The following is an 11,963-nucleotide window of genomic DNA, read 5'->3' on the forward strand; positions in this document are numbered from 1 at the left end:
GCTCCTATTGCAGCATATCGAGCGGAGCCATCCGCTCGCGCGCTCTGGCAAGCCGCGTCGGCGCTTCCGGACCATCCAGAAACATGGGTCGAACCGAAGGACCGCCGAGCAGTCCACGGGCATGAAGTTCCTGCATGACGGCAAAATGGGAGGCGGCGATCTTGCCCATCCAGAAGGGTTCGAGCGCGCCCCCGGCTGCGAGATGATCGAGGAGTTCCAGAAGTCCGCGCAGGTAGATCGCGTCCTTGACGAGGCCACCGCCGCGATATACCCGCAGAACGACGTTGAAGGCGTCAGCCCTCTGGAATCCGTGTTCCTTGACGAGCAGGCGGTACACCTCCGGCAAGGACGCGCCATCGATCATCGCGGCGCAGGCGAGCACACGGGCGGCGAGAAGACGCAGCCGCTCGCCGGTCATTCCCCCCGAAAGATATTCCGCGAAGACCGCAAGGCCCTCCTGCATTCCTTCATACCCGGCAAGACCGGAGCGAAACAGGCGAAGCCCCTGCGCCGATCCATTGAAATAGGTCAGGAGGTGAACGCCGATTTCGTGGCTGAGGATCGGATCGACACGATCGGGCTCCATGACCGTGCTGCGCGCGATCAAGAGCCGCCTTCCCGAAACCAGCAACCCGGCGGGAAGATCGTCCCGCACCTCCACGAGCGCTTCGAAGTCCGCATACTGCCGGGCATATGCGGCGATCATCTCGCCCGCCCGCATTTCGACGAAACGGCTGTCGGCACGCCGTTCGGCGGGTGCTTGCGGGTGCGCGGCGATTTTCCGGGTGCGGGCGAGGATCTCTTCGGCCGCGCGCAGGAGGTCCGGCTCGACCGGACCGTACAGTGCACGGCCGAACTCGACGAACTTCTTCGTTTCACGGGCGGAGAGCATCGTCAGCTGCAGATCGACTTCCTGCTGCTTTTCACGGTAGAGCTGATAGAGCACCGGGTCTTCGAGGTGATCGAAGGGGATCGAGAACAGCGTCTTCTTTGCGGCTTCTATCTCGATGATCAAAGGCCGGTAGAGGAAACGCGGCGCGCGCGCGAAATCGCCCGCCGCGAATTCGCTCCAGGCGGCTTCCGCGTTTATCGGCGTGACGGCGAGAAGAAAATCGAAGCTCGAGGCGACTTCGTCGATGCTGCGGTCGGTACGCTCCACGGCATCGATGAATGCCTTTCTGCCGAGGGCGCGATGGGTCGGGAATTCGAGGCTGCGCGTCGACCGGGCGAAGGCGGCGAAGGCGTGCAGGGCGGCATCGAAGATGCTCGCGATCAGCCGCTCGCGCACTTCCGGGAAGATCCGGCCGGAATTGCGCTGCCGGTAGACCGGAGCGAAACGAACCCGCATCGAGGGGAATGGCAGCTCGAGCGTCTCTCCCTCCAGTGCGGAATCCTGCGGCCGCTCATGGAGTTCGACCCGCGGCGTTCGGAACTTCGCGGGGATCGCTTCGACGGCGTCGACGAAGGCCATTGCTGCGGCTCGAATATCTCCCTCGGCGCCCGCCATCACTTCGACCTTGAAGGGCGGCAGCAAAGGCGCATTGTCGGTCAGGAGCTCATCCTGCGCGAGTTCGTCCATTTCGAGCACCATGAAGGCGCCGAAGCGACGCTCGAGCAGTTTTCCGATTGCGGCGACGATAGGTTTCGCCGTGGCAGCATCCTGCGCGAGCAGGTGGGAGGCGTTCGCGCGGACCACTTCGCGCGCAACGGGTGCCCCGTCGCTGCCGGCCAAGTGCACGCAGAGAAAGGGCAGGGCGCGGTCGATGTGGAGGCGTCCGCCGCCTTCGAACTCCTTGCGCACGGCCCTGCCTGCCTCGATCGCGGCCAGCGCCTCCGCCAGCCAATCGGGAGGATCGACCCCCGCCTCGATGGGTATGCGCGCAAGCTTCATCGACCCCGCTCCAAAGCGTCGTTGAGTGCAGGCAGCGTGGAGGCGAGCAATCTTCTGAGCGCTGCGAGCACTTCAGGGCGCGGCTCGCCCGTCCATTCCTCCATGAAGACCTTCTTGAATTCGACGGCGATGGCGCAGCCCGTGTCGGGGAAGTGCTCATGGATGAAGCGCGTCTGTTCGCCCCGACCCTGAAAGGCGATGTTTTCGCGCACGTCCAGTGGTCGGCCGGGAAAATCGCAGGAGCGAAGCGCCGCCATGAAGGTGTCGACCACGTGCGCCCATTTTCGGCGATCCATCGAGATGGTGCCGATATTGATGTCCGGCGCATCGGTCGAAAGCGCCGGCTCCGCTTCCGGTCCGGCACGGCGATGATTGTAGCTGTGGACGTCGATGACGACGAAGCGTCCGTGGCAGCGTTCGATACCGGCCAGGAACGATGTCAGCATCGCATAATACTCGTCGTGCATGGAAAGGGATGCATCGACGAGGGCCTGCGGCGGTTCTTCCGCCCATACTTCCAGGCCCCAGGCCTGTTCCGGCCGCAGGTAGACTGCGCCGCCGCGGGGACGATTGATGTCGACCTCGAACCGCGAACGATGGACGATGATCCGATTGGCGAAGTCGCGGATCAGGAACTCGGTGAAGGGATCCTCCTCCCGCAGACGTTCTTCTTCGGAAATCGCGAACATGCGCCGCACCGCGGCACGCGTGCCATGGCCGTCGTGAATGGCGGTCGCGACGACGGGCGTATCGCCACGGTGCTGGGTCCACCAGGCGGATGTGGCGGATGGCGTCAGATCCAGCAACTGTTCAGAGGCAAGATTCATGTCCGTCGCTTCCGCGGGCGCGTTCACGGATTAAAATTCCGGATCGCGATTTCGGTTCCAGGCGCCTCAGGCACGATTGATCGTCGGAAGGAGGAGTTCCACTTCGCGCTGCATCTGCGGCGACAGCGTCTCGATGTTCGTCCTCCAGAAGTCTTCCGCCTCCTTGGGCTCGTTCTCCCAATTCCTGACCGATGTCTGGTTATCGTCGATGACCACCCGGCGATGGCCGCCGAGACGCAGGTACTCGGTCGCAAGTTTACGCGCGTTCGTCAGTTCCATGGCTCTACTCCAGGTCTTGAGTTTCGCGACGCCAGCCGGCTGCCACATATGCGAAAACGCTCCGGGCTTCTGGACGTTCCCGGTCCATTGCGACTTTGATCCTGCTCCCGATTGTACCGGTCCGGAGGCAAAATCCGGTTTGACGCCAACGACTAAGCCATCAGTCTCATGACGTCAGAAGCCGGTAGGCCAGATAGACGACGGCGAAACTTGCAGCAAAGCCGAGCGCCACGAGGAACCCGTTTCGGAGCAACAGGAGCGAGCCCTTCATGAACGGATAACGCCTGACGCGATGGCATCCTTCGCGTCAGGCGTCTTTCGTCAAAGGCGCCGCAGAAAAATATTATCCGTTGTCCGATGCGTTCCTCATGCCGCCTCGAGGCCGACTTTCTTGGGCTCACCTGGCGGGGTGGGGGCGGTCTGCCTCAGGACACCCGGAAGGTTCTGGTAAATGTCTAGATAATCGCGTGTCATCCGTTCGGTAGTGAACCGTCTCTCGAAGCTCTCGCGAACCTTACGCCTGTCGAGTTCCAGCACGCGTTCGAGGCTTTCGACCGCTTGCTCGACCGTGTCGACCAGGATCCCCGACACGCCGTCGTCGATCACCTCCGGCGCCGAGCCGTAGCGGAAGGCAAGCACCGGAGTGCCGCAGGCCATCGCCTCGATCATCACGAGGCCGAAAGGTTCCGGCCAGTTTATCGGAAAAAGGAGTGCTGCCGCATTGCCGAGGAAGTCCGCCTTCTGGCTTTCGTCTATTTCGCCGATGTATTCGACGTTGGAATGGCTTGCGACGAGAGGTTCGACGACTGCTTCCCAATAGGCGCGATCCTGGGTGTCGATCTTCGCAGCGATCTTCAGAGGCATGCCGGTCCGTGCGGCGATTTCGATCGCGCGGTCGGGACCCTTCTCCGGTGCAATGCGCCCGAGGAATGCCAGATACCCGTCAGATCGTCTTTCCCGCAGCATCAAGACCGTCGGGTCCAGTCCATGCAGCACGGTGCCCCTCCAGTTGACCGGCGGCATCGGCGCTCGCTGGTGCTGCGATATCGAAACCAGGGGGATATCCGGGAAGGCGAGGTAGAAGGGTTGCAGATCGGGCAGATCGAGGCGTGTATGAAGTGTCGTCACCGTCCTGTCGGCGAAATCTCTGATCAGGGGGAAATGCAGGAATTCGATATGGAAATGCAGAACGTCGAATTGAGGCGCGCGGCGGCGGACCTCTTCCAGCATTGCGATGTGATGGGGAAGGAAATCTTGAACTTTCGGATTGAGCCTGAGCGCGACATCGCAACAGGGCACCAGCTCGGCACTTGTAAGCGAATCGCCGCTGGCAAAAAGGGTCACGTCATGGCCCAGCCTTACGAGTTCTTCGGTCAGGCAATGGACGATTCGCTCCGTGCCTCCGTAAAGCTTCGGCGGGACGCGTTCTGCAAGGGGTGCGATCTGCGCAATTTTCATCGCTCAACTCCTGATATCGAGGGGCGTCGGCAGGACGTACCTCGGCGATAAGAAGGATGTTCTCACCCCTGCACAATTGTCGGAGAGCCGCTCTTGTTCCGGAGTGCCGGCTGTGTTTGCAGAGTTGGACCGCGCGCACGCACCTGCGGCTGCATGGCCGTCCGCCTTGCAGCCGCAGGGAAGCTGTCCGCGCCACTTATGGTAGCGATTTCGTGACGATAATAACCAGGGGTTTTATGATGATGTCGACCAGTGAAGAGACCTGAAAACCCATGACCGCAGCTTACGCCGGCCTCTTCCTCGTCGCCTTCGGGGCAGCGACCATCCTGCCGTTCCAGTCCGAGCCGTTGCTGGTGGGGCTGCTCGCTTCAGGCAAGTTTTCGCTCGTGGCACTTATCGTCGTGGCGAGCCTCGGCAATATCCTCGGAGCCGTATGCAATTGGTTCCTCGGGAGGTTCATCGATCGTTTTCACGACAGACCATGGTTCCCGGTGAAGGAGGCGTCGCTTGAAAGGGCAGGCGGATGGTACCGGCGCTACGGCCGCTGGACCCTGCTTTTTTCCTGGATGCCCGTTTTCGGCGACGCCTTCACCGTGATCGCCGGCGTGTTGCGCGAGCCGCTCTGGTCCTTCCTGATCCTCGTCGCCATCGCCAAGACGGGCCGATACGTCTTCCTTGCCGCGGCCACTCTCGGCGCCAAAGCCGTTCTCGGTTTTTGAGACGCTCGCATTTGCTATATCCGGACGCCTCTCAGTCTCAGTGAATTGGCGATTACGCTGACCGACGAAAGCGCCATTGCCGCCGCTGCGATGATCGGTGAGAGCAAGAGGCCGAAGGTAGGATAGAGAATGCCTGCGGCGACGGGGACACCCGCGGCGTTGTATATGAAGGCGAAAAACAGGTTCTGGCGGATATTCTTCATCGTCGCATGGCTCAACTGCCGTGCCCGGGCGATTCCCTGAAGGTCGCCTTTGATCAGGGTCACGCCGGCGCTCTCGATTGCTACGTCCGTCCCGGTCCCCATGGCAATGCCGACATCGGCCGCAGCGAGCGCGGGGGCGTCATTAACACCGTCTCCAGCCATGGCGACGATACGTCCGTGCTGACGCAGGCGCGCGACGATTTCGCTTTTGTGATCCGGAAGCACTTCGGCCTCGACGTCTTCGATCCCGAGTTTGCGCGCGACGGCTTTGGCGGTGGTCTTGTTGTCCCCGGTGAGCATGACGACACGGATGCCCTCATTCATCAATGTTCGCATGGCATCGGGGGTTGTCGCCTTGATGGGATCGGAAATCGCGAAGAGACCGCCGACGCGGCCGTCGATGGCCACGAAAATGACGGTTGCTCCTTCGCCGCGAAGACGTTCGGCTTCTTTCGCAAGGGCTGACACATCGACGCTTTCTTCTTCCATGATCCGGTGACTGCCGATGATCAGCTTCCGGCCATCGACCGAACCCGTGACGCCTTTGCCGACCGGGCTGTCGAAATCCTCCGCCTTGCCCAAGGTTAGATCGCGCGCCGCCGCGGCGTCGACGATTGCGTCTGCCAGCGGATGCTCACTCCCCCTTTCGAGGCTTGCGGCCAATTGGAGAAGCTCATTCTCGCCCAACCCTTCGGTCGCGACGATCGACGTCACCCTGGGCTTGCCTTCGGTAAGCGTTCCTGTCTTGTCGACCACCAGCGTATCTACTTTCTCGAACCGCTCCAGTGCCTCGGCATTCTTTATGAGCACGCCCAAGCGCGCGCCGCGCCCTACGCCGACCATGATCGACATCGGTGTGGCGAGACCGAGGGCGCAGGGGCAGGCGATGATGAGCACCGCGACCGCAGCGACAAGGCCGTGAATGAATCGCGGCTCCGGTCCGAGCCACATCCAGGTGGCGAAGGCGGCGACGGCGGTCGCGATGACGGCGGGAACGAACCAGCCGGAGACCTCGTCGGCCAAACGCTGGATAGGGGCGCGCGAGCGCTGCGCTTCGCCTACCATCCGCACGATCCGCGACAGCATGGTATCGCGTCCCACCTTGCCCGCCTCCATGACGAAGCCACCCGTCTTGTTCACGGTGCCGCCTATAAGGTGAGCGCCGGCTTCCTTGGTGACCGGCATGGATTCGCCGGTGATCATCGACTCGTCCACCGAACTGCGGCCTTCGATGAGCTTGCCGTCTACAGGCACTTTCTCGCCCGGCCGTACGCGCAGCCAGTCACCGACGGCCACGGCTTCCAGGGGTACGTCCACTTCGTTACCCTCACCTTCGATGCGGCGAGCGGTCTTGGGCGCAAGGTCGAGCAACGCCCTTATGGCGCCGCCCGTCTGTTCCCGGGCGCGCAGTTCCAGAACCTGGCCGAGCAGGACCAGCACCGTGATCACGGCAGCCGCTTCGAAATAGACCGCAACCGCTCCGCCGTCGGAACGGTACGTTGCCGGAAACAGGCCCGGCGCTGCTGTCGCAACGACACTGTAGACCCAGGCAGCTCCCGTGCCCATGGCGATCAGCGTGAACATGTTCAGGTGCCGCGCGATAATGGACCGCCACGCCCTTTCGAAGAACGGCCAGCCACCCCACAGGACCACCGGCGTGGCAAGGACGAGCTGCAGCCAGTTCGACATTTGCGGCGTGAGGAGCATGTGTAGATCGACGAGATGGCCGCCCATCTCCAGTATCAGCACAGGCATTGCCAGGACGAGACTGATCCAGAACCGCCGACGCATGTCGGCGAGTTCCGGGCTCGGTCCTGTTTCATTAGTCACGATTTCCGGCTCCAGCGCCATGCCGCAGATCGGGCAGTTCCCGGGGCCAACCTGTCTTACCTGCGGATGCATGGGGCAGGTGTAGATCGCGTCCTCTGCCTGAGCGGCGACCGCGCGCTTTTGCGTGCGGGCCTGGTTCTCGCCTTGCGCATTATGGCGGTGATGGTGGTGTCGATCCCCATGATCTTTTTGATCTGCCATCGAAGCCTCCGTTCCGAGTTGGACGCTATTTCAGCGACGCGACGCCGAAGCGGGGATTGACCTCGGTATTCACCCGGGCGGACCCGTTCGCGATTTCTTCGATGATCGGGCAGTCCGGCCGATCGTCGCCGTGACAATGGCCCGCGAGATGCTTGAGCGTCCGCGTCATTTCCTGGATGGCGGCTATCTTGCGTTCCAGTTCCGCGATGTGTTCCAGGGCGACCGCCTTGACGTCGGAACTCGCCCTGGACCGGTCGCGCCAGAGGGCAAGCAGTTCCTTGATCTGCTCCACCGAAAACCCCAGATCGCGTGCCCGGCGCACGAAGCGAAGCGTATGGACGTCGTTGTCGCCGTAAGTCCGATAGCTGGACGCGGTTCGAAGGGCGGGACTGATAAGCCCGATCTGTTCGTAGTAGCGGATCATTTTGGAGGAGACGCCGCTGGCCTTGGAGGCTTCGCCGATATTCATGTGTTTCTCCTTTTCTGCGAGCGTCGATTGCGGCCGGCCGGTCGCCCTCGCACCTGCGCCTTCATGCCGGGTTGACCGATTTCAGCCGCAACGCATTGCCGAGGACGAAAACGCTCGACATCGCCATGGCCGCTGCCGCGAAAATCGGCGAAAGCAGGATGCCATTCACCGGGTAAAGCACGCCGGCTGCGACCGGTATGAGACTGACGTTATAGGCGAATGCCCAGAACAGATTCTGCTTGATGTTCAGGATCGTCGCCTTGCTGAGCGCGATCGCCTTCGCAACGCCGTTCAAGTCGCCGGACATCAGCACGACGTCGGCGCTTTCTATCGCGATGTCGGTTCCCGTCCCGACGGCGATGCCGACATCCGCTTCGGCGAGAGCCGGCGCATCATTGATGCCGTCGCCGATGAACGCCACCGACCGGCCGTCCTGTCGAAGCTTTCTGATCGCCTCTACCTTGCCTTCCGGCAAGACCTCGGCGACGACTTCGTCAATGCCGAGCTTTCTGGCGATCGCCTCGGCAGTGCGGCGGTTGTCACCGGTGATCATCGCCACTTTGAGGCCGAGCTCATGCAGGGACTTGATCGCCTGAGGCGTCGTTTCCTTGACCGGATCCGACACTGCGATGATCGCCGCCAGCCGCCCGTCGATGGCCGCATAGAGCGGCGACTTGCCACTGGCGCCGAGCCGCTCGGCCTCGGTCGAGAAACCGGAAACGTCGATCACTTTCGTGGCGAGCGCGCGGTCCGCGCCGACCAGCACCTGCCGCCCGGACACCGATCCGCTTACGCCAAAACCGGGGGTCGCTTCGAAGCCGGCGACCGCGGCCGTCGCGATCCCCTTGGACTTTGCCGCCGACACGATGGCCTCCGCGATCGGATGCTCGGAAAGCGTTTCAAGACTCGCGACGAGGAAGAGCACTTCGTCGGCCTCGAAGCCCTCTGCAGCGACGAGGTCGGTCAGTTCCGGGCGGCCCTTCGTCAAAGTCCCGGTCTTGTCGAGCGCGACCACATCGGCGTCGCGCAGGCTCTGGAGAGCCTCTCCCTTGCGGAACAGAATGCCGAGTTCGGCGGCGCGGCCGGTACCGACCATGATCGAGGTCGGGGTCGCCAGGCCCATCGCACAAGGGCAGGCGATGATCAGGACCGCGACAGCATTCACGAGGGCGAATGAGAGCGCAGGCGAGGGGCCGTAGGCGTACCAGGCGGCAAAAGTCAGCACGGCTGCGAGAATCACGGCCGGAACGAACCATCCGGTAACCCTGTCGACCAGGGCCTGGATCGGCAGCTTCGAGCCTTGGGCGGCTTCGACCAGTTTGATGATCTGCGCAAGCAGCGTGTCATTGCCGACCTTGGTGGCCTTGAGGGTGATGGACCCGGTCTTGTTGATCGTGCCGCCGACCACCACGCTGTCGGCCGTCTTCTGGATGGGAAGGGGTTCACCGGTGATCATCGACTCGTCGACATAGGAGCTGCCGTCGATGACCATGCCGTCCACGGGGATCTTCTCACCGGGCCTAATGCGGATGACGTCACCGGCCACGACCTCGCTGATTTGCGCCTCGACGAATTCGCCGCCGCGCAGCACGAAAGCCGTTTTCGGCTGCAGGCCGACGAGCCGCTTGATCGCCTGGCTCGTGCGACCCTTCGCCCGTGCTTCGAGATAGCGGCCGAGGAGGATCAGGGTGACGATCACGGCGGCGGCCTCGTAATAGACATTTGCCGTTCCCGAAGGCAGAACGCCGGGGCCGAAGGTCGCCACGACCGAATAGCCCCATGCGGCGGTGGTCCCGAGGACGACCAGCGAGTTCATGTCGGGCGTCCAGCGCAGAAGGTTCGGCACGCCCTTCCGGAAGAACCGCAGCCCCGGTCCGAAGAGGACGAACGTGGCGAGTGCAAACTGAAGGTACAGATTGTTTCGCATGCCGATCGTACCCATGATCAGCTCATGGACGCCTGGAATGAAATGTGACCCCATTTCGACCAGGAAAAGCGGAAGGGTCATCAGCGCCGAGATCGTCACGGCGTATCTGAGAGAGCGGAGCTCGGTGACGCGGTGATCCTCTTCGCCTGCCGAAGCCTCGGCGGCCTTCGTCTTGCGAAGCTCGTATCCGGCACCGCGGACAGCAGCGTCGAGGGCGGACATGTCGACGGTTCCGGAAAGCAGGCGCACGGTCGCCTTCTGCGTCGCAAGATTAACGGCCGCATCCGCCACGCCGGGGACGGCCTTCAACGCCTTCTCTACGCGAGAAACACAGGAGGCGCAGGTCATGCCTTCGATCTGGAGTTCCTCGGTGGCGATCCTCGGCGCGTAGCCGGCTTTCTCGATCGCGCGGAGCACCGCAGGCGTGTCCGGCTCTCCATCGAACTGAACCGTTGCCCGTTCCGTCGCCAGGTTGACATTCGCAGAGGCCACGCCCGGCACCGCGGTGATCGCCTCTTCGACGCGTCGGACGCAGGAGGCACACGTCATGCCCTCAATGCCGAAGTCGGTGGGAATCGGAATCGGTGTGGATTTTTCGATCTTTTTCAGTGCAGTCATCGGAAGGTCCTTTCCAAACTGCACCCTTCATAATCCTTCCAATAATGGGAAGGTCAAGCACCTTTGCGTGTTTTCTTCTCTCCACGGCAAACAGCAGTGGGAAGTGCGTAGGGTCTTCGGCTCGGAAGGACGTCGTATCAAATACTTGGAGCGGTTCGGTGAAACACCGAACCGCTCCAGGCTCCGGCCTTACCGGGGCATTCAGATGCCTTGGCTGCAGCAGGCATTGCCAATGGACGCCTTGTAACCGGCATCCTCAATGGCGGCGACAAAGGCAGCGGGACCAATGTCGGACTCGATCGATGCGATTTTCGCCCGGAGATCAACGGTGACCTTGGCGTTCGGATCGACTGATTTCACCGCCTTTTCGACGGTGCCGGCGCAGTGGCTGCAGGTCATATCGGATATGCTGATATCGTACATGGAACACCCTTGCTTCACGAAACTGCCACAGCATGCATCTTCCAACGATGTCAGGGTCAAGGGAGCGCCCGGACTTTATTTTCGGGCGCTACGGCCCGTTCACCGCCACTTCAGCGGTGTTGCCGCCTCCCGCCAGCCGTTGCCCTCCATGCAAGGGGTCGGCTGGCCGGCATTCATCTGCGACAGCGGCAAGGTGCTGACATCGAACTTGCGCGCAGCCCTTATCATCCGGGCCGCCCCGAATGGCCGCCGGCTTCATTCGACGACGCAATCGTCAGCCTTCGCGGCGGCTGCCTGCTCGCCTGACTGCTGAGCTTCGGCATCCTGCTGCGACGTAGCGAGGTTCTTGTCTCCTCCGCCCTGTTGGTTAGCCAGAGGCATCGTCTGACCGTCCTTGCTCGCAGCATTGTTCCCGGTTTCCAGCGGGGCCTTGGTTCCGTCCTTTGCCATCCCCGGCTTTTCGGCATTGATGGAGGCGGTGGTGTCCGCCGAAGTACCATCTTTGCAGGCGGCCGTGGCTGTACCGGATGCGAGGCCCGCAATCGAAATTGCCGTAAGGATCGTAGCGAGTACCTTCATTGTAATCTCCTTTATCTCGGAAGCAGATGTGTGAAAACCAATCGGCAGGCCGATCGTTCCATCGCTTGCGCGGACCAGGGATTTAAAGCTCAGGAGCGTGATCTCACTTCGGGCTTGCCGATCTGCGTCAGGTCGGCTACGCATCAATTTAATTATTGTAGGAAGATTGAAATATGGAAGAGCGACAAGCCCGATCGTCCTTCGCCGCCCTGTCGCAGGAGACGCGCCTGGAAATTGTGAGAACACTCGTCGTTGCGGGGCCGGGGGGCATGGCTGCGGGCGCGATAGCAGAAAAGATGGGCGTCTCGCCCTCGAACGTCTCCTTCCACCTGAAGGAACTGGAACGGACCGGATTGATCGCGCAGAGGCGCGAATCACGCTCGATCGTCTACAGCGCCAGCTACGAAACCCTTGCCGATCTTGTGAAGTTCCTGATGGAGGACTGTTGTGTCGGACACGCCAGCGTACGTGCATCCTTGAACGGGCCCAAACCGTGCAGCGTGGCATCCTCCGGGCCGGCCGAAGGCGGGAACGGCTGA

General features: G+C 62.1%; 12 protein-coding genes. 2 read left to right on the top strand and 10 right to left on the bottom strand.

What is annotated here, in order from left to right:
• Nucleotides 1-4 precede the first annotated feature (4 nt).
• From ACTJKL_RS10605 to ACTJKL_RS10620, 4 genes are all read right to left on the bottom strand, one after another.
• Entirely contained in the window at nt 5-1,891 is a 1,887-nt protein-coding gene (locus ACTJKL_RS10605) for a flavohemoglobin expression-modulating QEGLA motif protein (protein ID WP_440852850.1), read from the bottom strand.
• A complete protein-coding gene (locus ACTJKL_RS10610; RefSeq protein WP_411933554.1) occupies nt 1,888-2,745 on the bottom strand; it encodes an N-formylglutamate amidohydrolase in 858 nt (285 codons plus the stop codon). The genes ACTJKL_RS10605 and ACTJKL_RS10610 overlap by 4 nt, the downstream gene beginning before the upstream one ends.
• A 39-nt stretch (nt 2,746-2,784) precedes the next feature.
• On the bottom strand, nt 2,785-2,997 hold the full coding sequence (locus ACTJKL_RS10615) for a hypothetical protein (RefSeq protein WP_018099148.1): 213 nt from the start codon (nt 2,995-2,997) through the stop codon (nt 2,785-2,787).
• Between the two features lie 366 nt (nt 2,998-3,363).
• Nucleotides 3,364-4,455, bottom strand: coding sequence for a glycosyltransferase family 4 protein (locus ACTJKL_RS10620; RefSeq protein WP_411933553.1), 1,092 nt, complete (start codon nt 4,453-4,455; stop codon nt 3,364-3,366).
• A 272-nt stretch (nt 4,456-4,727) separates the two neighbouring features.
• On the opposite strand from ACTJKL_RS10620, the gene ACTJKL_RS10625 reads away from it, so the two are divergent.
• Complete coding sequence (locus ACTJKL_RS10625) at nt 4,728-5,174, top strand: YqaA family protein (protein WP_411933552.1); 447 nt, start codon at nt 4,728-4,730, stop codon at nt 5,172-5,174.
• A 14-nt stretch (nt 5,175-5,188) separates the two neighbouring features.
• Here the strand turns inward: ACTJKL_RS10625 and ACTJKL_RS10630 are convergent, their stop codons facing one another.
• The 6 genes from ACTJKL_RS10630 to ACTJKL_RS10655 form a co-directional block, all read right to left on the bottom strand.
• Nucleotides 5,189-7,408, bottom strand: coding sequence for a copper-transporting P-type ATPase (locus ACTJKL_RS10630; protein ID WP_440852851.1), 2,220 nt, complete (start codon nt 7,406-7,408; stop codon nt 5,189-5,191).
• Nucleotides 7,409-7,433: 25 nt separating this feature from the next.
• Nucleotides 7,434-7,877, bottom strand: a complete 444-nt coding sequence (gene cueR, locus ACTJKL_RS10635; RefSeq protein WP_026169068.1) for a Cu(I)-responsive transcriptional regulator — start codon at nt 7,875-7,877, stop codon at nt 7,434-7,436.
• Nucleotides 7,878-7,938: 61 nt separating this feature from the next.
• The gene (locus ACTJKL_RS10640) at nt 7,939-10,422 is read right to left on the bottom strand and encodes a heavy metal translocating P-type ATPase (RefSeq protein ID WP_411933551.1); all 2,484 of its coding nucleotides are present in this window, start codon (nt 10,420-10,422) and stop codon (nt 7,939-7,941) included.
• 201 nt (nt 10,423-10,623) lie between these two features.
• Nucleotides 10,624-10,845 carry a heavy-metal-associated domain-containing protein gene (locus ACTJKL_RS10645; RefSeq protein WP_018099155.1) on the bottom strand — a complete coding sequence of 74 codons (222 nt, stop codon included), beginning with the start codon at nt 10,843-10,845 and terminating at the stop codon, nt 10,624-10,626.
• Between the two features lie 99 nt (nt 10,846-10,944).
• Complete coding sequence (locus tag ACTJKL_RS10650; RefSeq protein WP_272939026.1) at nt 10,945-11,073, bottom strand: hypothetical protein; 129 nt, start codon at nt 11,071-11,073, stop codon at nt 10,945-10,947.
• A 27-nt stretch (nt 11,074-11,100) separates the two neighbouring features.
• Nucleotides 11,101-11,424 (bottom strand): hypothetical protein, encoded by a 324-nt coding sequence (locus tag ACTJKL_RS10655; protein ID WP_440852852.1) that lies wholly within the window; start codon nt 11,422-11,424, stop codon nt 11,101-11,103.
• Between the two features lie 173 nt (nt 11,425-11,597).
• Between ACTJKL_RS10655 and ACTJKL_RS10660 the strand changes: the two genes are divergently transcribed.
• Nucleotides 11,598-11,963, top strand: coding sequence for an ArsR/SmtB family transcription factor (locus ACTJKL_RS10660; protein WP_440852853.1), 366 nt, complete (start codon nt 11,598-11,600; stop codon nt 11,961-11,963).

Origin of the sequence: Sinorhizobium sp. 22678 (genome assembly GCF_052044265.1) — a bacterium.
Lineage (GTDB): Bacteria > Pseudomonadota > Alphaproteobacteria > Rhizobiales > Rhizobiaceae > Sinorhizobium > Sinorhizobium meliloti_A.